Source organism: Nocardia sp. NPDC059236, assembly GCF_042754085.1.
Lineage (GTDB): Bacteria > Actinomycetota > Actinomycetes > Mycobacteriales > Mycobacteriaceae > Nocardia.
Genome location: NZ_JBHZAF010000002.1, coordinates 16,145 through 37,840, shown reverse-complemented (window position 1 = coordinate 37,840; position 21,696 = coordinate 16,145). Strand labels below are relative to the sequence as shown.

Below are 21,696 nucleotides of genomic sequence, written 5' to 3'. Positions count from 1 at the left end.
GAATCAGGCGGGCCGGAGGCGTCCGAGCATGGCCGGGAGTTTGGTGGCGGCGAGCAGGGCGCGGAATGGCCGGCTGTCGTCGCGAGGCAGGATGCCGGCACGCTGCGTGACATCGAAAGCGTCGTAGAGGGTTTCGCCCTCCGCCATGAGGCCGTCGGCAGTGAAGTGGTAGCGGTCGACCGCCGGGCACTGGATGAAGCGGCCGTCGCCGTACAGAGCGGGGGCGCTGCCGTCGTAGGGGTACAGGCGCAGCGGGCCACGCCAGTGGCCGCTGCCGAGGTAGCGGATGACGGTGCGCACGGTGCCCTCGGGGGTGACGTCGATGTAGGCCTGGCCGGGGATCGGGTCGTAGCGCCAATCGGGGATGGCGTCGAAGAAGGCGAAGTTGTAGGTGACGAAGTCGTCGATGCCGACGATGGTCCGGCCGAAGGTCGTGACATCGGTGTAGCGCACATCGGAGGCGTAGAGCTCGTGGTTGTGGCTCATGTCCCGGGTCAGGAAGCTCCACCAGTACTTCTTGGCCCACACCAGCAGCCAGGACAGGTCGAGGCCGAGCTTGCCGTAGAACTCCAGCTTGCGCTCGAACTCGCCGAACCACGCCTGGGTGCCGGCTCGGAGTTCGGATTCGGGCACCACTCGGATCGGAACCGCCCGATTGGCTTCCAGCACATCGGGAACCGGGCCCGAGAGCCGATTGCGGCGCAGGGCTTGCTGGAACTCGTCCTCGTCGAACACGACGCACCTCTCCATCAACTTGAATCATATGATTCTTGTTGAATCGTATGATTCAAGTTCGAGGACGGGCTGTCAACGGTTTCCCGGAACCCCTGATGCGACGATGAGGCCATGAACGCACCCAAGCTGTGGCGAGGACAGACCCTGCGGGACCGGTCCGTCGACCGTCGCGAGCAGCTGCTGGAGGTCGCGTTCGAACTGCTGGGCACGGCCGGGGCGGCGGCGGTCACCATGCGTGCGGTCACCCGGCTGGCGAATCTGAGCCCCCGCTATTTCTACGAAAGCTTCGACAGCCGTGAGCAATTGGTGACCACGGTGTACGACCGCGTCGACGACGAGCTGCGGTCCCGGATGCGGGACCTGCCCGCGGACGCCGGGCTTTCCGCGACGGTGCGCGCGGCCCTGGAGATCTGCGCCGACTATTTCGAGCAGGACCCGCGCCGCGCCCGCGTCCTGCTGCGCGAGCCGCTCGCCGACGACGAGCTGCGCCGCCATTCCGCCCAGCGCGCATCGGCTTTCGTCCGCGCCCTCGCCGCCGCGCTCGGCTCGGGCGCCCAGGCCCTGCTGCCCGCAGACGAGCAGACCCTCGCGCTCACCTCCACCGCCCTGAGCGGCGCGCTGGTGGCGCTCTATCTGGATTGGATCGACGGTCGCCTCGAGGTCTCCCGCGACGAGCTCGCCGACACCGCCACGGAGGTCACGCTGGCCCTGGTCGATCGCGAACGCTGACGGTTCCACTGGTTCAGGGCCGCCGGGTGGGCGGCCCCGAACCGGGGTGTCGACAACCATGCGGGTCAGGCGGCGGTGGTGTGCCCGATGGTGATGTTGCCGTAGGAGTTCCGGGCGTGGACCTCGACGATGTCCTGCGGCCGGCTGACGGGGTACAGCTGGTTCTGGATGGTGCCCTTCTGCGCGTTGGTTTCCATCCGGGCGGCGCTGCCCGGGTGGATGCCGACCGACAGGTCGCCGGTGGAGGTCTCCACGTCGATCACGCCGCGGGTGGCCTCGACGATGCGGATGTCGCCCTTCGCGACCTTCGCGGTGACCGAGCCGAGCGGGTGCTCGACGGTGATGTCACCGGCGGAGACCTCCAGCTCGCACTCGCCGAGCGGGCCCGCGCCCAGCAGGTTGCCCATGCCGAGCGAACCGGTCAAGCGGGAGCCGGCGGGCACCTCGATGGTGACCTCGACCGAGCCGCGGCCCGCGAGCGGGGAGAACTTCCGCCAGCCCTTGGGGGCCTGCACGGTCAGGGTGCCCGCGGCGAACTCGGCGCGGATCTGCTCGGCGGCGCGCACGTCCTCCTTCTTGGACGCGTCGGCCGGGCGGATCTCGACCACGGTATCGGTGCGGTTCGAGGCGATGACGGTGACGTTTCCGGCGGCCACGTCGACGGCGACGGTGATGGCTTCGGGGGTCTGGAACGCGGTCATGGTGTTTCTCCTTCGAGGGTCTGTGCTGCTGATGTGACTACTTTCGCGAGCCCGGCTGACAGCGGCCTGACGCCGGACTGACACGTCCGCTGACATGTGTTCGGTCCGGCTGGACAGCGCACGGCAGAATGGTCCGGGTGCAGATCGGAATGCTTGGGCCGCTCGAAATCCGGGCAGACGACGGCGGATTGCTGGAGGTGCCGGGCGCCCGGTTGCGGTCGCTGCTGATCGCGCTCGCGCTGGAACCCGGCCGGGCGGTCTCGAAAGCGCGGCTGGTCGACTGGATTTGGGGCGAGGAGCCGCCGTCCGATGCGGCGAATGCCTTGCAGGCCTTGGTTTCCCGATTGCGGCGGGTGCTGCCGGACGGGTCGATCGACGTGCAGGCGGGCGGCTACCGGCTGACGGTGGCGCCCGGCGACATCGACGCCGTGCGGTTCGAACAGCTCCTCGACCAGGCCCGTGGCGGCGACGACGTCCACCAGGCCGAACTGCTGCGCGAGGCCCTCGCACTGTGGCGCGGCGCGCCCATGCGGGACATCGGGGCGCAGGATGGCGCGGCCCTCGACGCGGTGATCGCCCGGCTCGAGGGACTGCACGTCGGTGCGCTCGAGGATCGGTACGACGCGGAACTCCGGCTCGGCCGGGGCGCGGAACTGGTCACCGAACTGAATGATCTGGTGGCCCAGCACCCCGTGCGGGAACGACTCGCCGCGTCGCTGATGCGCGCGCTCGCCGCCGCGGGCCGGGGCGCCGAGGCGCTGGTCGTGTACCAGCGGGTCCGGGAGGCCCTCGCCGACGAGCTGGGTGTGGATCCCTCGCCGGAGCTGTCCGCCCTGCACGTCGCCCTGCTGCGCGGGGAGGTGGGCGGGCGGGAGGACGACCGCCGGACCAACCTGCGCGCCGAACTGACCCGATACGTCGGCAAGCAGGCCGACGTCGCCGCGGTGCGCGCTCTCGTCGCCCGCCATCGGCTCACCACGGTGACCGGACCGGGCGGTTCGGGAAAGACCAGGCTGGCCACGGAGACCGGGCGCGCCCTGCTCGACGGGCTGCCGGACGGCGCGTGGCTGGTGGAGCTGTCCTCGGCGAGCGCGGGCGGTGACCTCGCGCAGGCGGCGCTGGCCGCGCTCGGGCTGCGGGACGCCCTGCTGGGCGGCGGGGCGAACGCGGAACCCATGGACCGCCTCATCGCGGCCATCCGCGAGCGCGACATGCTGCTGATCCTCGACAACTGCGAGCACGTGATCGAGTCCTCGGCGGCGTTCGCCCACCGCCTGCTCGGGGAGTGCCAGCGGTTGCGCATTCTCGCCACCAGCCGCGAACCGCTCGGCATCACCGGTGAAGCGCTCTGGCAGGTCGAGCCTTTGGCGCTGCCCGCCGCGGACGCGGCCCCCGGCGCGATCGAATCTTCCCCGGCCGTCCAGCTTTTGCGCGACCGCGCCGGCGCGGTGCGCCAGGACCTCGGCGCCGATGCCCGCACCCTGGCGACCATGGCCCGCGTGTGCCGTGCGCTCGACGGGATCCCGCTGGCGATCGAACTGGCCGCGGCCCGCCTGCGCACCATGTCCCTCGAGCAGCTCGCCACCCGTCTCGACGATCGGTTCCGGCTGCTGACCGGGGGCAGCCGGACCGCGCAACCGCAGCACCGGACCCTGCGGGCGGTCGTGGACTGGAGCTGGGAACTGCTCAGCGAGGCCGAACAGGCTGTGCTGCGCAGACTTTCGGTGTTCGCCGGCGGCGCGAGCCTCGAGGCGGCCGAACAGGTCTGTGCGAGTAGCGAATCCGAGGGGCGGCCCGCGGCGGTCGAACAGTGGGAGGTGCTCGAGCTGCTGACCGCGCTGACCGAGAAATCGCTGCTGCTCACCGCGGGCGACGGCGGGCCGCGCTACCGGATGCTCGAGACGATCAGGCAGTACGCCCGCGACCGGCTCGCGGAGGCGGGGGAGGCGGACGCGGCGCGGCGCGCGCATCTGGCGTATTTCACCGGACTGGCCGCGACCGCGGAACCGCATCTGCGCCGGGCCGAACAGCTGGAATGGCTCGCCGTCCTCGAACCCGAGCACGACAATATCGCGGCCGCCATGCGCGGCGCGCTCGCCGCGGAGGACGCGACCGCGGCCATGGGGCTGGCCGCGGCCGCCGGCTGGTACTGGTGGCTGAGCGGGCACAAGGCCGAGGGCATGGAGCTGGTCACCGCGGCCGCCCGGACGCCCGGCGAAGCCGACGACGAGACCCGGGCCACGGTTTACGGGCTCGTCGTGCATTTCATGACCTCCGGCCCGAATGACGAACACCACGTGGAGGAATGGATCCACCAGGCCTACCGGGCCGGCGGCGATCGGACCGGCGGCGGCCGGACCGGTCATCCGACGCTGGCCTTCGTGGTCGCGCTGGAACGCATGCTGCAGGGGCCGGACCAGTTCCTGCCCGCCTTCGAGGCGCTGCTCGGCGACGACGATCCGTGGGTGCGGGCGCTGGCCCGGCTGCAACTGGGCAAGTTGCGGACCGTGCTCGGCCAGGGCGGGCCGGAGGCCGATGAACAGCTGGAGCTGGCGCTGGCGGAGTTCCGGGCCGTCGGTGAGCGCTGGGGGATCTCGTTCGCGCTGACCGAGCTGGCCGACAGCCTCGCCCTGCGCGGCGAATTCGCCAGTGCGTGTGAATATCTCGAGCAGGCGATCGCGGTGGTCGCCGAGGTCGGCGCGATCGAGGATCTGGTCCGGATGCGGTCACGGCAGGCGCAGCTGTACTGGCTGCTGGGCGACGCGGCGGCGAGCGCGGCCGCCATGGCCGAGGCCCAGCGGTACGCGGATCAGACCGGCTGGCCGATCGCGCTGGCCGAAATGGCCCTGGCCCGAGCGGAATTGGCGCGCTGGAACGCGGATCCCGAAGAGGCGCACCGGCAGATCGGCGTCGCGAAGACCCTGCTGGAGGGGGAATCGGAGCAGCCGTTCATGAGTGCGGTGATCCACGATCTGCTCGGCTATCTGGCGGACGGTCTCGACGAGGCCCGCGATCATCGGGCTGCGGCCTTCCGGGTGGCGTCGGCGGCGGGGCACGCGCCCCTGCTGGCCAAGGTGCTGGTCGGTCTCGCGGATCTGGCGTTGCGGGCGGAGCAGGACGAGCAGGCGGTGCGGCTGCTCGCGGCCAGTACCGCGGTGCGTGGCGTGTCGGATCATTCCCACCCGGATGCGGCCCGGATCGAGCGGACAACGCGAAGTCGCCTCGGTGACATGAAGTTCACCGAGGCGACGGGGGAGGGGGCGCGGGCGGTCTGGCATGAACTGGCCGAGATCACGCTCGCTTCGTGAAAGTGGCACGGGACCACAGGTATCCGACGATCGCGAACCCGGCGCACCAGGCCAGCGCCGCGGCGGTGTAGCCGCCCGACGGGTGCCCGGTGAGGAACCCGCGCAGGGACTCGATGATCGGGGTGAAGGGCTGGTACTGCGCGAACTGCCGGACGCCCTGGCCCATCTGGTCGGCCGGGACGATCGCGCTGCTCACGAAGGGCAGCATGATCAGCGGCACCACGGACATGCCCGCGGACTCCGGGGTCTTGGCGGCCATGCCCAGGGCGACGGTCAGCCAGGACGCCCCGAACGAGGTGGCCAGAACGATGCCGAGCGCGCCCAGCCAGTCCAGCGCGGTGGCCGGCGGCCGGAAGCCCAGGGCGAACGCCACTCCCAGCACGGCCGCGATGGCGACCACATTGGTGAGCATGGTGGCCACCACGTGCCCGGTCAGCACGGCGCCGCGGGAAACGTCCATGACCTTGAACCGGTTGATGACGCCCTTGGCCATGTCCGAGCTCACCGCGACCGCGGTGCCGGAGAGCCCGTAGCTGATGGCCAGCAGGATCATGCCCGGTGTCGCGTAATTGATGTAGTGCTCGCCGACATTGAAGGCGCTGCCGAACACGTAGACGAAGATCAGCAGCATCACCACCGGCATCAGCGCGGCGTTGAAGATCGCGACCGGGTTGCGGGCGATGTGTTTGAAGTTGCGGCGCAACATGATCGCCGAGTCGCCCAGCGACGCTGCCAGGGCGCCGGTCGCGACGGTGCGGTTCGGGGTGCTGCCGGTGGAAACGATGGTGCTCATTGTGCGTCGGCCTCCGTGGTGGCGTGCCCGGTCAGGGCAAGGAAAACGTCATCGAGATCAGGGGTGTGGATGGAGACCTCCGCGGCCTCGACCGAGTGATCGGCGAGCCGATCCAGCAGGGCCCGCAGCGTTTTGGTGCCGCCGTTGCCGGGCACCTGCAGGGTCAGCGCCTCGCTGTCCATGGTCGCGGCGGGCAGGATCCGTGCGGCTGCTTCCAGTTCGGTGAGGTGGGTGAACCGCAGTTGGAGGTAGCTGCCGGGGACGCGGCGCTTGAGGTCGTCCGGGGTGCCTTCGGCGACGATGCGGCCTCCGTCGAGAACCGCGATCCGGTCGGCCAGCTGGTCGGCCTCCTCGAGGTACTGGGTGGTGAGGAAGATGGTCACGCCGTCGGAGGTCAACTCCCGCACGATCTCCCACATGGTGCGCCGGCTGCGCGGGTCCAGTCCGGTGGTCGGCTCGTCGAGGAAGACGATGTCCGGCTTGGTGACCAGCGTCATCGCCAGGTCCAGCTTGCGGCGCATGCCGCCGGAGTAGGTGGCCGCCTGCTTGCGCGCGGATTCGGTGAGGTCGAAGCGCTCCAGCAGCGTGTCGACCACCTGCTTGCGCGCCGCGCCCCGCAGCCGGTGCAGATCGGCCATCAGCTGCAGGTTCTCTTCGCCGGTCAGCAGGTCGTCCACCGCCGCGAACTGACCGGTCACCCCGATGGCCGCCCGCACCGCCTTGGTCTCGGTGGCGATGTCGTGCCCGGCGACCCGGGCCGTCCCGCCGTCCGCCTTCAGCAGCGTGGTCAGCACGTTCACCGTCGTGGTCTTGCCCGCGCCGTTCGGCCCGAGCAGCGAGAAGATCGTTCCCACACCGATATTCAGATCAATGCCGTCGAGGATCGTCTTGTCCCCGTAAGCCTTCCGCAGCCCCGAGGCCGCGATTGCTGTGCTGTTCATGTGGACTACTGTCGCGACCCGGCCTGATACCGGCCTGACACCGACCTGATACGCCCTCTGACACGGTGTTCTGCCTGGTCACGAGGGGTGGGCGAGGGCTGTCAGCCGTGGGGCGGAGCCAGCAGGGCGGCGGCCAGATGACGGGTCAGGCGGGGCGTGTCAGGGGTGGCTCGGAGGCGGGGGGTGGCGGCGAGATCGTTGATGACGCTCAGGGCGGCCTGGACTCGCAGGCGGGCTTCCAGCTCGTCCTGGCCGGGGTGGACCTGGCGCACCAGCTGCACCCACTCGGCGATGTATTCGTGCTGCACGCCACGCATACGGTGCCGATCGGCGGCGGGGAGTTGATCGATGTCGGAGGTGAGCAGCCGGATGAGACCGGTTTGCTCGAAGGCGAATTCGGTGTAGCTGGTGAGCAGCCGGTCGAGTGCGTCGGCGGCGTCGGTCGCGCGGGTCAGATCGCGGTACATGTCGGCCCGCAGGACGTGATTGCCCTGGTCGAGAACGGCGATCAGGATGTCGGCCTTGCTGTCGAAGTGGTTGTAGACGCTGGGTCCGGCAATGCCGACGGCCGCGCCGATGTCCTCGAGCGCCACACCGGAAAAGCCTTGCTCGGCAAAGAGTTTCGTCGCCGCGGTGAGAATGGCGATACGCCGCGACGGGGACCATCCCGCCGACGGGCCGGCGGGCGGTGCGGTCGCGGGACGCGGGACGGGGAGGTCGGCGGTGAGGATCGCGTCGACCATGTCGGTGAGCACCTGCACGAAACGCTGACGCGGCAGTTCCAGATTGTGGAACGAGATGCTGGACGCCGTGGAAAGCGCTGCCCAGCCGATTATTTCGGCCTGAGCGGGCGTCAGCCGCGGTGTCCGCGTGCGCAGCAGATCGGCGAACCGTGCGCCGATGCCGCGCGCCCGCTGCCGGAGTTCGGTTTTCGCGTCGGGGTCTAGGTTGTGTCTCGAAGTGAGTGATGGGGTGGCACCGCGCAGCGGTGCCACCCCATCAGCATGTTTGATGAAAGTTGTTGGCCGCGTTGGCATATAGGCGAGGTCTCCGGTAGGTGGTTTAGCGACCAAGCAAAACCGGAGACCAACCGGAGACCTCGTTGACCAGCGTAGCGGTGGCGGGGCGAGCGGACCTGACCGATGCCCAATGGGCGCGGCTGGAGCCACTGCTGCCTCGACCGAAGAAGGCGGGACGCCCGCCGAAGTGGACCAAGCGGCAGCTCATCGATGGGATCCGGTGGCGGTGCCGCGCCGGGGTGCCGTGGCGGGACGTGCCGGCCGAGTACGGGTCCTGGCAAGCGGTGTACGGGTTGTTCCGGCGCTGGCAGCGGGCCGGGTCGTGGGCGGTGATCGTGACATCGCTGCAGGTGGCGGCCGATGCGGCCGGGGTAATCGACTGGCAGGTCAGCGTGGATTCCACGATCACCCGAGCCCATCCGCATGCCGCCGGCGCCCGCCGCGACAGCGGCGGGCAGGCCGAACCACCGGCCGGGCCGGGGCAGTGCGAGCCCGCCGATCACGGGTTGGGGCGTTCGCGGGGTGGGTGGACCAGCAAGCTGCATCTGGCGTGTGATCGGGGCTGCCGGGTGTTGTCGGTGCTGGTCACCGCGGGTCAGGCCGGTGACAGTCCGCAGTTCACGGCAGTGCTGGACTCGATCACGGTGCCCAAACGCGGTGGCGGGCGGGCTCGGACCCGGCCCGAGCGGGTGTTGGCCGACAAAGCGTATTCCAGTCGCGGGAATCGGGAGTGGTTGCGTCGTCACGGGATCCGCGCGACGATCCCGGTCCCCGCGGATCAGGTCGCGCACCGGCGGCGTCGCGGTAGTGCTGGTGGGCGGCCCCCGGTGTTCGATCCGGTCCTCTACCGTGACCGCAACGCTGTCGAGCGGGGCATCAACCAGCTCAAACAGCATCGGGCCGTGGCCACTCGCTTCGACAAACTCGCCGTCCGTTACCAGGCCACGATCCATATCGCTGTCATCAACCAGTGGCTGCGACACAGTTGAGGGCGAGCCACAGGCCCGCCCTCAAAACTTCGAGACAGAACCTAGGTGCCGCGCCTCCCGGTGCCAGAGCACGCCGACGGCGCGCTGATCGAGCATGACGGTGGCCAGCGTCCGGGCGAGATCGGTGTCCGGCTCGGCCCGCGCCGCGTCGAGCAGTTCGGTGACGATCTCGATGGGCTGGGCCACCACGGCGCGCAGCAGATCGTTCTTGTTGCGGAAGTGCCGGTACAGCGCGGACGGTCCGACCGCGACCGCGTCGGCGATGTCGCCGGTGCCGACATCGGCGTAGCCGCGCCGATAGAACAGTTCGGTCGCGGCGGCGACGATGAGGTCGCGGCGATTGGCTGGGCGGGTGGCAGCGTGCTCGGCGGTGTCGCTCATGGTCGCCGCTCCTTCTCGCTCGCCGGTGGTGGGTCGCCCGCCCTCACTATAGGGAGCGGGCGACCCGGCCCGATCGGCCGCGGACGCCCGCGGCTAGAAGATGTATCCGCCGCCGCAGACCAGGGTCTGGCCGCTGACGTAGTCGGAGTCCGGGCTGCACAGCAGGTACACCGCGCCGGCCGCCTCGGCGGGTGTTCCGGCCCGGCCCAGCGGGATCATCCGTTCCATGGTCGACAGCAGATCCGGGTTGACGCCCACCTTCAGCTGCCGGCCCAGCACGTCGATGGTGCTGTCGCCGTCGGCCGGCGTCTCGGTGAGCCGGGTCTTGATGAGCCCGAAGGCGACCGAGTTCACGGTGACGTTGTAGCGCCCCCACTCCTTGGCCAGGGTTCTGGTGAGTCCATTGATGCCGGCCTTGGCGGCGGCGTAATTCGCCTGTCCCGCATTGCCTCCCGTGCCGGCCAGCGAGGAGATGTTCACGACCTTGCGGCACGGCACCGGCGTGCCGGCCGCGACCGCCTGCCGGGCGAGTCCGGCGATCACCGGCTGGGCGGCGCGCAGAATCCGGAAGGGGGCCTTGAGGTGGACGTCGAGGATGGCGTCCCACTGCTCGTCAGTCATCTTCTGGATCACCGAATCCCAGGTGTATCCGGCGTTGTTGACGATGATGTCGAGTCCGCCGAAGCTGCCGGTGGCGGTGGTCACGAAGCGTTCGGCGAAGTCCTCGTCGGTGACCGAGCCGATGCAGGCGACCGCCCGGCCGCCGGCCGCCTCGACGGCGGCCACGGTCTCCTTGGCGGGTTCGGCGTCGAGGTCGTTGACCACGACCGACGCGCCCTCGCGGGCGAGCTTCAGGGCGATCTCGCGCCCGATGCCGCGCCCGGATCCGGAGACGATGGCGACCTTGTTGTCCAGAGTTCCCATGGAGCAATACCTTTCGGAGGAGGTGAGAAGTCAGAGCGCTGTGACGGTGGGCCCGATGAGCGCGACGACCGCGGTCCCGGTGAGCGTGACGGTGCCGTCGGGCAGGGTGACGGCGATGTCGAGCGCGCCGCCCTTCTTGCTGTAGACGTCGGTGATACGGGGTGACGCGGTCAGCGTGTCCCCGGCATAGTCGGTGGCGTGGTAGATGAAGTGCCGCTCGCCGTGCAGGATTCGGCGCAGATCGACACCGAGCCCGGCCAGCCGGCCGAACGGGTCCGGCTGCTCGAGTTCGATCGCGAACAGGAATGTCGGCGGCGCGGGCAGGGCGCGGTGCCCGGCAGCGGCGGCGGCGCGCTCGTCGGTGAAGACCGGGTTGGTCTCGCCGATGGCCTTGGCGAAGAACCGGAGTCGACCCGCGTCCAGGGTCATGGTGATCGGTGGCAGCTCGGTGCCGATCACACCGGGATCCAGCGCCATGCTCAGTCCACCTTCTGGTAGAGGGTCACGACGGCCGCCCCGCCCAGGCCAATGTTGTGCTGCAGGGCGATTCGCGCACCCTCGACCTGCCGGGCGGCGGCCCGGCCGCGCAGCTGCCAGACCAGTTCGGCGCACTGCGCCAGGCCGGTGGGTGCGCAATCCTCGGGTATGTTCAGCTCCCGATCCTCAGATTCAGCTATTCATTTTTCACTTACTTTGGCCTCGGCGTCGGCGACCCCAACTGTTGGGGCTGTCGGTGGCTGCGGCCCGGGTTCGATACTTGCTCCCGCCGAGATCGAGAACGATGGAGCCACAGATGAATTCGAAGAAGACCCTCGCCGCGTTCGCCGTCACCGCGGCCCTTCTCACCCCCGCCGGCGTGCTGGCCGCCCCCGCCCAGGCCGATGCGCCGGCGCCGGCGCCGGCGCAGGCCCAGCCTGTGGACACCACCGCCACCGGCTCCTCCAGCGGGTCCTACTCCGCCGCCAACTACCTGGTCTGCATCCTCTTCCACACCAGCCTCAACGGCTCCGTGGGCATCCCGTTCTGCTGACGGCCGCCGGCCGGGACTGTGATTCATCACGTTTATCTGCTTCAGTGACCCGTACTGTCTCGGCGCCGCTTACCGTCGCGAGGCACAACAGTTTGTTTGGGAAGGTGGCAACAAGCGTGATCGGTACGCGGGCGAAGCTCGATGAACTGGCCAAGATCCTGGAGATCGCCGCAGAACCCGCGGGTGAGGCCGGTATCGCCAAGCGGGCGTCGAAAGGCATTCCGAGCGTTCGGCAGCGGGTGGAGATGCTGCTCGACCGCGGCACGTTCATCGAGACCGGCGCGCTGGCTCGCCAGCCCGGTCAACCGGACGCGCTCTACGGTGACGGACTGGTCACCGGTCGCGGGCTGATCGGGGGGCGCCCGGTGGTGGTGATCTCCCACGATCAGACCGTGTACGGCGGGTCGGTCGGGGTCACGTCCGCCCAGAAGTTCATGCGGGCACTGAAATTCGCGTTCGACAACGCGTGCCCGGTGGTGACGATCAACGATTCGGGCGGCGCGCGGATCCAGGACGCGGTGGGTTCCATCGCATCGTTCGGTGATATCTCCCGGGTGCTGGAGAAGCTGTCCGGCTATGTGCCGCAGGTGTCGATCATTCTCGGCAAGTGCGCCGCGGGCTCGGTGTACGGGCCGATCAATACCGACGTACTAATCGGCACCAAGGATTCCTACATGTTCGTCACCGGGCCGGAGGTGATCAAGGCGGTCAACGGCGAGGACGTCACCGCCGAGGAGCTCGGCGGCGCGAAGGTGCAGGCCGAACGCGGCACCCTGCATCACGTGGCCGAGACCGAGCAGGAGGCCTACGAGTGGGCCCGTAACTACCTGAGCTTCATGCCGACGAGCTGCGTCGAGCAGCCGCCGATCGTGAATCCCGGCCTGGAGCCCGAGATTACGGCCAGTGACCGGGAACTCGACACGATCATCCCGGATTCCGATCGTGCCGGCTACGACATGCACGAGATCCTGCTGCGCATCTTCGACGACGGCGAGTTCCACGAGATCCGAGCCGCGTTCGCGCCGAACCTGATCACCGGCTTCGCCCGCGTCGACGGCTACCCGGTCGGCGTGATCGCCAATCAGCCACTGGTGCTGGGCGGTTCCATCGATGCCGCCTGCTCGGACAAGTCGACCTACTTCATCCGGCTCTGCGACGCCTTCAACATCCCGCTCGTGTTCGTCGCCGACACCCCCGGTGTGCTGCCGGGCCTCGCGGAGGAGGCCAACGGCGTCATCATCCGCGGCGGCCGTGTCCCGCGCGCCATCATCGAGGCGACGGTGCCGATCATCAACCTGGTGGTACGCAAGTCCTACGGTGGCGCATACGGCATGATGGCCGCCCGGCAGGTCGGCGCGGACGTCAGTTTCGCCTGGCCCACAGCCCGTATCGCGGTGATCGGCGCCGAAAGCGCGGTCGACCTCCTCGGCAAACGCCAGTTGGCCGCGATGCCGGAGGAACATCGCGCCGCAGCCCGCGAATTCATGATCAACCAGTACAACGAGACGGTCGCCACCCCCTGGGTCGCCGCCGAACGCGGCTACATCGACGCTGTCATCGAACCGTCCCGCACCCGCCTGGAAATCCGCCAGGCCCTCCGCCTGCTCCGCGACAAGAAGCCGGTCAAGCCGGAGTTCAACCCCCGCAAGCACCCGATATACCCGATGTGACCCACCGGCGCGAAAACCGTTGCGAGACAACAGCCGGATGGCCCTGAGCCATCCGGCTGTCGAAGTCTCCTCGCGATCAGCTCCTGTCGGTCGTCGATATTCGATGCAGGCGTATAGGTCCCACGAAGCGGCGCGTGGGTGCTGGTTTGGTGTTCACGAGCGAGAGGTCGCCGCCGTAATGGGCCAGTACGCGGTGGTCCATGACGGCACGCCACAGCGGGGGAATGGCGGCGACAAGGATCAGGGTGGCGTAGCCGGCCGGGAGCTGTGGTGCCGTTTGTGAGCTGCGCAAGGTTTGGTAGCGGCGACCGGGATTGGCGTGGTGGTCGCTGTGGCGTTGCAGGTGGAACAGGAATACGTTCGTGACCAGGCGGTCGCTGTTCCAGCTGTCGCGCGGGGAGCAACGTGCGTAGTTGCCGTTGGCGCGGCGCGGGCGCAGCAGTCCGTAGTGCTCGATGTAATTGACCGTTTCCAGCAGCCCCGAACCCAGCACCGCCTGCACAATCAGAAACGGAATCACCCCGAGGCCGAAGGCCAGGATCATGGTGCCCCACAACGCGACACTCATCGACCAGGCCTGCAACAGCTGATTGTGCCAGCTGAACCAGCGCTTTTCCTTGCGAGACAGGCGTTCTCGCTCCAAGGCCAGCGCCGACCGGAAGCCGCCGACCGCGCTGCGCGGCAGGAACTCCCACAGCGACTCGCCGAATCGGGCGCTGGCCGGATCCTCGGGCGTCGCCACACGCACATGATGACCCCGATTGTGTTCGACGAAGAAATGCCCGTAACCCGACTGTGCCAGAGCGACCTTCGCCAGCCAGCGTTCCAGGTGTTCGGCCCGGTGCCCGAGTTCATGGGCGGCATTGATTCCGATGCCCGACACAAACCCGAGCGTCACAGCCAAACCGAGCTTGTCGGCTACGCTCAGCTCCTGACTTGCCCAGAGATAGCCAGCAATGAGCAGCCCGATGAACTGCAGCGGCAGAAAGAGGTACGTACACCACCGATAGAACCGGTCTTCGGATAATGCCTCGTAGTCCTCCTCGCGTGGGTTGCTCCCGTCATCCCCCACAGACAGATCCAGCAGTGGGATCAGTACCAGCACGAAAACCGGACCGATCCACCAGAAGATGGTGAGCCCCGTGCGGGCTACCAGTTGTGAGGGAACTACAGCGCACGAAGGAGCGATCAACCCGAGAATCCAGAGGTATCGCTTGGGGTCGCGCGACTTCGAATCCTGGAAAATCGACATAGGCGCCTCTTTGATCCAACTGAACGACACTCGCTCGTGAGTGCACGTGGCCGAAATCGTTTGGCTCAAACCCGTCGATTAAGACTAGTCGGATTTCTCCGCCGCGCTAGGTGAACTGCCAAAAATGGTGACTGACCGGGCAATTCAACCCATCCCCGGTGACGAACATCGAGTTCTATACACGAATGCCCGGCAGCCGGGATCGGTGCGAGGACCGATCCCGGCTGCCGGGCATCATGGACCGAACGTCAGAGGGTCAGGGCAGGGCCCCGCAGTTGCTCGGAGCAGGCCAGCCGGCGAGCCGATCGGTCAGCCACTGTTGCGAGTCCGCCAGCGACGGAAAGAACGCCAGCACATGGGTGCCCACCAGACCCGAAACGGTCGGAATCTGCGCGTTCGGATCCAGTTCGATGGTCACGCCGCTACTGCACCAACCGGCCGCCATCTCCCGCACCGGCACGTAGGGCGCACCCTCATCGTTCATGGCCGAGGCGGTGAGGACAGGCACCGACGGAGTGAGCGTGCCGATGCGCTGTTCGTCGAAGGCCGATTTCAGCTCGGGGTTCCGATCGATGACCGCGGTGAGCGGCTCGCCGCTGGTGGTCCATTCGGACGTGCGCGGATGGTCCTGGGCCAGGCTGGCCGGGACGGCGCATTTGCCCAGAGCGTCGTGCAGGATCGCCTTGCCGGTGTCATTGAGCTCGGCGTCGAGGATCGGGCGAGTCTCCGGGTAGTCGGCGGCGATGCCATTGAGGATCCAGGCGAAAGCCGGTGCGATGGAGGGCCGTCCGTCGTTGTATCCGATGAAGTATTCGTCGTCGACCACCGGACCGCCCACATAGGCACCGCGTACATTCAGCTCGGGAGCGTAGCTCGACAGCAGTTCGGCCGCGCCCGCGGAAGCCATGCCGCCCTGCGAGTATCCGTAGAGAACGACCGGCGTGCCGGGGTTGAGGCCGGTGCCGGGCAATTGCAGTGCGGCGCGTGCCGCATCCAGCAGCGCGTACGCCTGTGCCTTGCGGTTGAGGTAGTCGTGCACGTCGGGGGTGCCGAGGCCGTGGTAGTCGGTCACCACCACCGCGATTCCGCGGGCGAGCAGCGAATACAGCGCCAGCAGGTCGTATTCGAAAATGATGTCCGCCGGGGGCTGGTATTGCACGACCTGCGTCATCAATTTCGATGGCGCACATTGATTGCCCTGGCCCTTGGTGCCGCCCGCGTACGCGACCAGCGGGCGCTCGCCGGGGCCGGTCCACGGCACGCTCGGCTGCAGGTACGTGCCGACGACCGCCGTCGGCGCATCGTGGGTGTCGCTGCTGACGTACATCATTCGCGTCGCGGCAGCCGGAACGACGCCGGGCATTCCGGGTGCGGAGAAGGCCACCTGTGCCGGTTCGGCGCGCACGATGGCTCCCGGTGTGGGTGGTAGCGGCGGCGGCAGGTAGAAATCGTCGCCCGCCGCGACGGGTTCCGCGCTGGCGAGCAGCGCCGAGTTCGTGGCGCCTCCGCCAACCATGATGAGGGTTCCTGTCAAAGCTACGGCCAATCCAAGCAGTCGCCTCCGCACTTTATCGATCCTTCCTGCGAGTGAGGGACCCAGGGCATCTCGAATCGGGTGTTGAGGCTATACGCAGGGCTATCGGTTTTTTGTGAATCAGTGGAAGAAACGCCGAACTCACGTCGGCCCACCGCGTGTCGTTATGGGATTGCCCGTCGTGTCGGCATTGCCAATTCGGGGATGTCTATGAATGACCTCTGCGCCCTACGAGATTGGGAATCCTCGGGTTGCGCAGGCGCGAGGGCTCGTTGATCGGGTGACCGGCGTCGGGCAGACGAGCATGTGAATCCCGGTCTCGGGGAGGACTGTTGGCTGATCTATGACAAACGCCCGTTTTGGTGTGTTGCTGGAAGTTTGCCGATATAGTCGTTTCAGAATTCGGACTGGCTTGTCGAACGACGTGAACTATTCATGGAGGTCAGACACGTGCTTGGTCGGTTTCCTGTTTTCCTCCGCAGCGGGTCGGCGAAAGTTGTGGCTGCGCTGGGTGGTGTGGTTCTTGGGTTGTCGATGACGACAACGGCTGCGGCGGATCCGATATATCCGATACCCGATCCGGATCCGTTCTACGCCGCCCCGGCGGATCTGGCGGCACACCGGCCCGGTGATGTGCTCCGCACGCAGACAATGCCGCCGGTGGCCATATTTCCCGGCGCCACAGTTACATTGGTGCAATTCCGATCCACCAACTCCCACGATGAGCCGATCGCGGCCACCACCACGATCCTTACCCCCGTCGGTCACCAGCCCGACGCCCCGTTGATGTCGTATCAGCACTTCATCAATGCGCTCGGCACCAGCTGCGCCGTGTCGCATCTGCTGTACTCCGACGATCCGAATCTCCTGACGACAGCGTCGATTCTGAATATGGTACTGGCGCAGGGCTGGAGCATAGCGCTGCCGGATCATCTCGGTCCGTACGTCGCATTCGGGGCGGCACGTCTGGGTGGCCGGATCGTTCTGGACGGTGTCCGAGCGGTGAAACAGCTGCCGGAACTCGCCGCCCAGCACAGTCCGGTCGTGTTGGCCGGCTACTCCGGCGGCGGCATGGCCACCGGGGCGGCGGCTGCGCTCCAACCGTCGTACGCGCCGGAGCTGAAGCTCGCGGGTGCGGCCATCGGCGGTGCCCCGATGAACCTGCTGACGATGGTGCAGGCGTTGGGCTACGACCCGCACCCGGCCTTCGGGCTGGCCATGGCGGCGGCGATCGGTCTCGAGCGCGAATATCCGAACGAGCTGCCGATCAGCTCGTACCTCAACCAGAATGGCTTGGCCCTCCGCAATGCCATGGCCAATGACTGCACCAATCAGATCCTCGCCGAGGGTGTGGGCGGCAGCGCGCGGGCATACATGGCCGATCCCGGGGGCTTCAACGTCCGTGAAGGCGAGTCGGTGCTGGAGGAGAACAGCTTGGAACTCTTCGGCGAAGTGCCGGAAACACCGGTGTTCGAATGGCATTCACCCGACGACCCGCTGATTCCGGTCCAAGCGATCGACAACACCGACCACCGCTGGTGCGCGGCCGGTGTTCCGGTGCAGACGCTGCGCGTTCCCGCACCCGAGCATCTGTCGGGAGCGGTGCTGGGTGCCCCCGAGGTGCTGGCGTGGCTCAACGGCCGGGTTCGCGGCGAGCCCGCACCCAGCAACTGTTGACAGGGTTGCCGTGACTCCACGGCCGGCGTTCTCACCCGGTCCGGGCGGCCCGGCAGGTCGCCCGGACCGGGCCTAGCTGTCCGGACCGGGCGGCCCCGGCTTCCTGCCCCGGCGAGGCAGTCGGCCGAGTTCGACGGTCTGACCTGGATAAATGTGCCCTCGGCAGGATTCGAACCTGCGACACCCGCTTTAGGAGAGCGGACCAGGTCCCGTTTGTCGGGTTCTGCTGACGTTGACGCGGTTGGAAAACTAGCGATCACCTGCACCATTGCCATTGGTGACGTTGGCTCGTGGCAGGGGTGTTCAGCGATGCTGCGTACATCCTGCGTACACGACTGAGCCTTGTCGAGCATCGTTGCCGTGTACCGAATCAGTCCCCGTGAGCACTGCGAGCGGGTCCGGCAAACGATGGTACATACAGCTCGCGCCGCATCACATCGCGTAGTTCTTGAAGTGCCGTCAGGAAGGGCTCGTGAACGGCGATCCAGTCTGCCGAGCCTGTTCCTTGACCCCCAACCGTCAGGCTCTGCGTAACCAACGCCTCCCGGATGGCTTTGAGAGCCTTGTACACAACACCAGCGGCGTCGCCAACAGTCTTTGGGGCAACCAGCTCAAGTTCATACAGAGCCGCGACCAACTGATTCGACCTGAAGGTGGCAGTAACGTCGGCACGGCTCAACGGGGTTGCACGACCTATGGCTAATGCCTGCATGGCATTGTCCGTCTGCGTCAAGGCCGTCAAGAACTTCACGTACGTGAATCGCTGCGTGTCTTCAAAGCGGAGGGACCGCTCGCGGCGTGCCCGGATCGAGTCGACCAGGACTGAAGAACTTGCCCCCACGATCGCGCCACCCAAAGTCCCGGCGACCGCTAGCCATTCCGTGCTCACGAGCGCGACTCTAATGGAGGAGTCCTGGTTTCACATGCCAGTTCGTGAAGCGGATGCTTTGGTACTCAGCGCCTTTCGCGGCTTGGACCACCGAGCCGATCCTGCTCGGGTTGTGCCCGGCATCCTTTCGGCGGGGGTGTGTCCGACGCTGCCCTACCCACCAGAACCCGCCGTCACGTTCGACCATGATGCCCCCGTTCGCCCGAGTACCCGCCATTGTGCTGCGCCCGCCGGCGAGCATCAACTATCGAGAACTCGTACCGGTGACCGAACCTGTTGAACGACAACAATCTCGATCTGAAGGACCCGTTCGACCACCGCATGCGCTTAAAACCCTCTGTTGTGGTCCACCTTCCAGGCGTCTGTGTATCGAGACGTCCGTCCTGAGCGAAGACGCCTGTTTCAGCGCCAGCACCTACGTGGTTTCGGCTACGTTGATTAGCACGCTCCGAGGGGAGGCGACGATGGTTACCGGAGGTACTCCTCTAGCGCGGCGGCGCACGCCGGTCGGGGGTCGAGGACGGTCGCTTCGGCGGCCCGCACCGCCGGATCCACCAGTGCTACCGCCGGATCCACCAGTGCTACCGCCGGATCCACCCCCACCGTCGCGCGATACGTCTGCACCGACATCACCGACCTCTCGGTGGACAACTCTGACCGCGCTCGCGACCTCGGCAGCTGCACTCCTCGCGGCGGTCACTGCCGTTGGCGCCCTCTACTTCACTGGCCAATCGCTGCGTGCTACCAACAGCCAATACAGTCTGGCCCAGCAGACGGCGGTCACCGACCGGTTCCGACTCGCTGCAGAACAACTGGCATCTGACAAGATCAATGTCCGGATCTCGGGCATCTACCTATTCGAGCGATTAGCGAAGGACTCGCCCTCCGACTATTCGACGGTGTTCGCGGTGCTCGCATCGTTCGTGCGCACCCAGACAATCGCGGCAGCGTGTGAAACTCCGCCTCCTCCACCGGCCGTAGTCCAAGTGCCGAGCGACATTCAGACCGCACTGACGGTGATCAGCCGCCGCGATCCGAGTCACAATCTCGGTTTTCGGCTCGACTTCCGGCGGGCCTGCCTCGATGGCGCGAACATGATTGGTGCGCAACTGAACGGCCGCCCTATCGGCGCGTCGTATCTTGTGACCGAGGACGGCGGCGGCGTGGACCTCGGGCAAGCGCATCTGAACAACGCAAAACTCGTCGGCACGCACCTTGTCAGTGCCGGCCTCGCCGACGCACACCTCAGCGGTGCGGACGTCAGCAGTTCGGACCTCAGTGGCGCGGACCTCACCGGCGCGGACCTGTCTGGTGCGTACCTGCTCTATACGGACTTCACTAATGCGAATCTACAAAATGCAAACCTACGTAACGCGGGCATGAGCGCCACAAATCTTCGTGCCGCTGATCTCGACAAAGCGGACCTCACGGGCGCGGACCTCACGGGCGCGGACCTGAGCAGCGCAAGCCTGCGGGGCGTGATTCTCCGCGGTGCTGACTTCGAAAGCTTGGAGCTCGCGGTGGTCCTAACCACGAACATGCCTTACGCGAACCTGGACGGTGCGGACCTCACCGGTGTGAACCTGACCCGCGTGAACCTCACCGGTGCGAAGCTGACCGGAACAAACCTGAACGGCGCGCACCTCACCCGCGTGGATCTCACCGGCGCGAATCTCACCGGCGCGAATCTCACCGACATCGTCTACGACAGCAGCACCCGGTGGCCGGCGGGTTTCACGCCTCCTCCGTCCGCCCGGTGACCGTTCCGGGCTCGGTAACCGGATGGTGGCGAGTCCTGAAAGACAGGGATTGGCCGGATGGGCCGCTGAGTGCCGATTAACGCACGATGACTCCATGTGGTGCGCGGGATTTGAACCTGCGACTTCTTCGTCCCGAACCACGAAACGGCCCGTTTTGTCTGATATCGGCGGTTGTGGACTGAGTTGAGATCTGGCCTCTATCACGGAATTTCGTCGTTGTCCGTCTTGGCGGCAATCGAAGGTGCATGCCGCTGCTGCGGACTCCCTGCGGAGCGCGCTGCCGGGCGAGACTCCCCGCCCGGCAGTGTTGGAGTACTACTTGTCGGGGCCGCCCCAAGCCGTACGGAACACGGCCAACACGGCCAGCAGGACGGCGGCACCATCATGCCAGTTGTCCATCACGCCGATCGTGATGCCGCAGCCGAGCGCGACCAGCACCGCCAGCAGCGGATGCGGCCGCCCGTCGGGCGAATTGCCTCTGCCGCGGTGGACCGGACGGGTAGGGGGAATCATGTCGTCGGACATCAGTCAACCTCTGGGTATGACTAATTGGCCCCGCATTGAATGGGGCCTGCGATGTCCTGGCGTGACCTATATGTCACGCGGGTCCGGGTCCGGAGCCCGGAACGTTCAAGCCAGCGAACACTACCTCACTACCTGCCGTAGTGCTCGATGACACGCCGTAGTTCCTCGAAGCTGATGCGGCGGACTCCTTCGTCGGCGAGGAGATCGAGTATGGGTTCCAGCTTCTCCCCGCGTACCTCGAAGCTGCCGGTGAACCGGAATATCACGCGGTCGGCCTTGGTCAGATTCTGCTCGTGACCGCCGAGTCGTTCATCGCCGCGCACCCCGATGACTTCGATGTAGTCCTGTCGGGTCATCCGATCCATGCGCATCGAGCGGTGCTGATTGGTGAAGGCTTGCGACCGTCGGCCCCAAGGGGGCCTGACGCCCCACCGGAGCTGTTTGGTGGCGGACATGGCCGGTGTCACCATGCGGTCGGTGGTGAACGTGCCGAGGATTCGTTCGATGGTCTGCTGTCGCTCTGTACCGCGGCGGGCTCTCTGTACGTCGAACACCTGGATGTCCACGGCCTGAACCAGATTCCCGGCGTGGTCGTAGCCAAGGGGGTGTTCGTATTCGTCGCGGATGGACATGGCCGGGGCGAGTGCCTCCTGGGCGATGCGCCATGCATCCTCGGTTGCGCGGCGAGAGCTCTCCTCGAAGAAGTCGGTCACGCCCTTCAACGGTAGTGAACTCGTCGCGCTCGGATGGCCGTAGCGGCAATTGGCGGTATCGAGGTGCGCTTTAAGGCACACTGCATATGGCCTGGCGGCTGTCGGAGCGCGCATTCAATAGGGCGT

The 21,696-nt window shown here is 67.1% G+C and carries 21 protein-coding genes, 1 tRNA gene and 1 pseudogene; 7 read left to right on the top strand and 16 right to left on the bottom strand.

Going from position 1 to position 21,696, the window contains the following annotated elements:
* Positions 1–3: 3 nt before the first annotated feature.
* The gene (locus tag ACFXIV_RS05260; protein WP_379397768.1) at positions 4–750 is read right to left on the bottom strand and encodes a nuclear transport factor 2 family protein; all 747 of its coding nucleotides are present in this window, start codon (positions 748–750) and stop codon (positions 4–6) included.
* A 96-nt stretch (positions 751–846) separates the two neighbouring features.
* On the opposite strand from ACFXIV_RS05260, the gene ACFXIV_RS05255 reads away from it, so the two are divergent.
* On the top strand, positions 847–1,464 hold the full coding sequence (locus tag ACFXIV_RS05255; protein WP_379397766.1) for a TetR/AcrR family transcriptional regulator: 618 nt from the start codon (positions 847–849) through the stop codon (positions 1,462–1,464).
* A gap of 65 nt (positions 1,465–1,529) precedes the next feature.
* On the opposite strand, the gene ACFXIV_RS05250 is transcribed toward ACFXIV_RS05255, so the two are convergent.
* Complete coding sequence (locus ACFXIV_RS05250) at positions 1,530–2,165, bottom strand: DUF4097 family beta strand repeat-containing protein (RefSeq protein ID WP_379397764.1); 636 nt, start codon at positions 2,163–2,165, stop codon at positions 1,530–1,532.
* Between the two features lie 128 nt (positions 2,166–2,293).
* Between ACFXIV_RS05250 and ACFXIV_RS05245 the strand changes: the two genes are divergently transcribed.
* Entirely contained in the window at positions 2,294–5,473 is a 3,180-nt protein-coding gene (locus ACFXIV_RS05245) for a BTAD domain-containing putative transcriptional regulator (RefSeq protein WP_379421218.1), read from the top strand.
* Here the strand turns inward: ACFXIV_RS05245 and ACFXIV_RS05240 are convergent.
* The 3 genes from ACFXIV_RS05240 to ACFXIV_RS05230 form a co-directional block, all read right to left on the bottom strand.
* Positions 5,457–6,266, bottom strand: coding sequence for an ABC transporter permease (locus tag ACFXIV_RS05240; RefSeq protein ID WP_379405850.1), 810 nt, complete (start codon positions 6,264–6,266; stop codon positions 5,457–5,459). The genes ACFXIV_RS05245 and ACFXIV_RS05240 overlap by 17 nt on opposite strands.
* A complete protein-coding gene (locus ACFXIV_RS05235) occupies positions 6,263–7,207 on the bottom strand; it encodes an ATP-binding cassette domain-containing protein (protein ID WP_379405852.1) in 945 nt (314 codons plus the stop codon). Before ACFXIV_RS05235 ends, ACFXIV_RS05240 begins: the two co-directional genes overlap by 4 nt.
* A 101-nt stretch (positions 7,208–7,308) precedes the next feature.
* The gene (locus tag ACFXIV_RS05230) at positions 7,309–8,202 is read right to left on the bottom strand and encodes a TetR/AcrR family transcriptional regulator (protein WP_379421217.1); all 894 of its coding nucleotides are present in this window, start codon (positions 8,200–8,202) and stop codon (positions 7,309–7,311) included.
* A 107-nt stretch (positions 8,203–8,309) separates the two neighbouring features.
* Here ACFXIV_RS05230 and ACFXIV_RS05225 point away from each other — a divergent pair, with 107 nt between their 5' ends.
* Entirely contained in the window at positions 8,310–9,215 is a 906-nt protein-coding gene (locus tag ACFXIV_RS05225) for an IS5 family transposase (protein ID WP_379421216.1), read from the top strand.
* Between the two features lie 21 nt (positions 9,216–9,236).
* Here the strand turns inward: ACFXIV_RS05225 and ACFXIV_RS05220 are convergent, their stop codons facing one another.
* From ACFXIV_RS05220 to ACFXIV_RS05205, 4 genes and pseudogenes are all read right to left on the bottom strand, one after another.
* Positions 9,237–9,596: a TetR/AcrR family transcriptional regulator gene (locus ACFXIV_RS05220; protein ID WP_379404543.1), complete on the bottom strand. Its 360-nt coding sequence runs from the start codon at positions 9,594–9,596 to the stop codon at positions 9,237–9,239.
* Positions 9,597–9,689: 93 nt separating this feature from the next.
* On the bottom strand, positions 9,690–10,520 hold the full coding sequence (locus ACFXIV_RS05215; protein WP_379404544.1) for an SDR family NAD(P)-dependent oxidoreductase: 831 nt from the start codon (positions 10,518–10,520) through the stop codon (positions 9,690–9,692).
* A gap of 30 nt (positions 10,521–10,550) precedes the next feature.
* Positions 10,551–10,997 carry a MaoC family dehydratase N-terminal domain-containing protein gene (locus tag ACFXIV_RS05210; protein WP_379404546.1) on the bottom strand — a complete coding sequence of 149 codons (447 nt, stop codon included), beginning with the start codon at positions 10,995–10,997 and terminating at the stop codon, positions 10,551–10,553.
* Between the two features lie 2 nt (positions 10,998–10,999).
* A pseudogene (locus ACFXIV_RS05205) lies at positions 11,000–11,146 on the bottom strand (lipid-transfer protein); the annotation flags it as partial.
* Positions 11,147–11,313: 167 nt separating this feature from the next.
* Here ACFXIV_RS05205 and ACFXIV_RS05200 point away from each other — a divergent pair.
* Together ACFXIV_RS05200 and ACFXIV_RS05195 are read left to right on the top strand one after the other, a co-directional pair.
* Entirely contained in the window at positions 11,314–11,550 is a 237-nt protein-coding gene (locus ACFXIV_RS05200) for a hypothetical protein (protein WP_379404548.1), read from the top strand.
* A gap of 116 nt (positions 11,551–11,666) precedes the next feature.
* On the top strand, positions 11,667–13,220 hold the full coding sequence (locus ACFXIV_RS05195; protein ID WP_379404550.1) for an acyl-CoA carboxylase subunit beta: 1,554 nt from the start codon (positions 11,667–11,669) through the stop codon (positions 13,218–13,220).
* A gap of 76 nt (positions 13,221–13,296) precedes the next feature.
* On the opposite strand, the gene ACFXIV_RS05190 is transcribed toward ACFXIV_RS05195, so the two are convergent.
* Both ACFXIV_RS05190 and ACFXIV_RS05185 read right to left on the bottom strand, forming a co-directional pair.
* Positions 13,297–14,472, bottom strand: coding sequence for an alkane 1-monooxygenase (locus ACFXIV_RS05190; RefSeq protein ID WP_379404587.1), 1,176 nt, complete (start codon positions 14,470–14,472; stop codon positions 13,297–13,299).
* Positions 14,473–14,728: 256 nt separating this feature from the next.
* Positions 14,729–15,988, bottom strand: a complete 1,260-nt coding sequence (locus ACFXIV_RS05185; protein WP_379404552.1) for an alpha/beta fold hydrolase — start codon at positions 15,986–15,988, stop codon at positions 14,729–14,731.
* 552 nt (positions 15,989–16,540) lie between these two features.
* Between ACFXIV_RS05185 and ACFXIV_RS05180 the strand changes: the two genes are divergently transcribed.
* On the top strand, positions 16,541–17,683 hold the full coding sequence (locus tag ACFXIV_RS05180) for a lipase family protein (RefSeq protein ID WP_379404554.1): 1,143 nt from the start codon (positions 16,541–16,543) through the stop codon (positions 17,681–17,683).
* A 157-nt stretch (positions 17,684–17,840) separates the two neighbouring features.
* On the opposite strand, the gene ACFXIV_RS05175 is transcribed toward ACFXIV_RS05180, so the two are convergent.
* The 3 genes from ACFXIV_RS05175 to ACFXIV_RS05165 all read right to left on the bottom strand — a co-directional run bounded on the left by ACFXIV_RS05175 (position 17,841) and on the right by ACFXIV_RS05165 (position 19,202).
* Positions 17,841–17,962: transfer RNA gene (locus tag ACFXIV_RS05175), tRNA-Arg, on the bottom strand.
* Positions 17,963–18,053: 91 nt separating this feature from the next.
* Entirely contained in the window at positions 18,054–18,572 is a 519-nt protein-coding gene (locus ACFXIV_RS05170) for a hypothetical protein (RefSeq protein WP_379404556.1), read from the bottom strand.
* A 468-nt stretch (positions 18,573–19,040) separates the two neighbouring features.
* Positions 19,041–19,202 carry a hypothetical protein gene (locus tag ACFXIV_RS05165; RefSeq protein WP_379404558.1) on the bottom strand — a complete coding sequence of 54 codons (162 nt, stop codon included), beginning with the start codon at positions 19,200–19,202 and terminating at the stop codon, positions 19,041–19,043.
* Positions 19,203–19,471: 269 nt separating this feature from the next.
* On the opposite strand from ACFXIV_RS05165, the gene ACFXIV_RS05160 reads away from it, so the two are divergent.
* Positions 19,472–20,332: a pentapeptide repeat-containing protein gene (locus tag ACFXIV_RS05160; RefSeq protein ID WP_379404559.1), complete on the top strand. Its 861-nt coding sequence runs from the start codon at positions 19,472–19,474 to the stop codon at positions 20,330–20,332.
* A gap of 315 nt (positions 20,333–20,647) precedes the next feature.
* Here the strand turns inward: ACFXIV_RS05160 and ACFXIV_RS05155 are convergent, their stop codons facing one another.
* Both ACFXIV_RS05155 and ACFXIV_RS05150 read right to left on the bottom strand, forming a co-directional pair.
* Positions 20,648–20,857, bottom strand: a complete 210-nt coding sequence (locus ACFXIV_RS05155) for a hypothetical protein (protein ID WP_379404560.1) — start codon at positions 20,855–20,857, stop codon at positions 20,648–20,650.
* A 128-nt stretch (positions 20,858–20,985) separates the two neighbouring features.
* The gene (locus tag ACFXIV_RS05150) at positions 20,986–21,570 is read right to left on the bottom strand and encodes a hypothetical protein (protein ID WP_379404562.1); all 585 of its coding nucleotides are present in this window, start codon (positions 21,568–21,570) and stop codon (positions 20,986–20,988) included.
* Between the last annotated feature and the right edge of the window lie 126 nt (positions 21,571–21,696).

Coding starts and splice junctions, on each gene's coding strand:
- ACFXIV_RS05260 (WP_379397768.1), bottom strand. CDS start 750: ATGGAGAGGTGCGTCGTGTTCGACGAGGACGAGTTCCAGCAAGCCCTG.
- ACFXIV_RS05255 (WP_379397766.1), top strand. CDS start 847: ATGAACGCACCCAAGCTGTGGCGAGGACAGACCCTGCGGGACCGGTCC.
- ACFXIV_RS05250 (WP_379397764.1), bottom strand. CDS start 2,165: ATGACCGCGTTCCAGACCCCCGAAGCCATCACCGTCGCCGTCGACGTG.
- ACFXIV_RS05245 (WP_379421218.1), top strand. CDS start 2,294: ATGGTCCGGGTGCAGATCGGAATGCTTGGGCCGCTCGAAATCCGGGCA.
- ACFXIV_RS05240 (WP_379405850.1), bottom strand. CDS start 6,266: ATGAGCACCATCGTTTCCACCGGCAGCACCCCGAACCGCACCGTCGCG.
- ACFXIV_RS05235 (WP_379405852.1), bottom strand. CDS start 7,207: ATGAACAGCACAGCAATCGCGGCCTCGGGGCTGCGGAAGGCTTACGGG.
- ACFXIV_RS05220 (WP_379404543.1), bottom strand. CDS start 9,596: ATGAGCGACACCGCCGAGCACGCTGCCACCCGCCCAGCCAATCGCCGC.
- ACFXIV_RS05215 (WP_379404544.1), bottom strand. CDS start 10,520: ATGGGAACTCTGGACAACAAGGTCGCCATCGTCTCCGGATCCGGGCGC.
- ACFXIV_RS05210 (WP_379404546.1), bottom strand. CDS start 10,997: ATGGCGCTGGATCCCGGTGTGATCGGCACCGAGCTGCCACCGATCACC.
- ACFXIV_RS05200 (WP_379404548.1), top strand. CDS start 11,314: ATGAATTCGAAGAAGACCCTCGCCGCGTTCGCCGTCACCGCGGCCCTT.
- ACFXIV_RS05190 (WP_379404587.1), bottom strand. CDS start 14,472: ATGTCGATTTTCCAGGATTCGAAGTCGCGCGACCCCAAGCGATACCTC.
- ACFXIV_RS05185 (WP_379404552.1), bottom strand. CDS start 15,988: ATGGTTGGCGGAGGCGCCACGAACTCGGCGCTGCTCGCCAGCGCGGAA.
- ACFXIV_RS05180 (WP_379404554.1), top strand. CDS start 16,541: ATGACGACAACGGCTGCGGCGGATCCGATATATCCGATACCCGATCCG.
- ACFXIV_RS05165 (WP_379404558.1), bottom strand. CDS start 19,202: ATGTCGGTGCAGACGTATCGCGCGACGGTGGGGGTGGATCCGGCGGTA.
- ACFXIV_RS05155 (WP_379404560.1), bottom strand. CDS start 20,857: ATGTCCGACGACATGATTCCCCCTACCCGTCCGGTCCACCGCGGCAGA.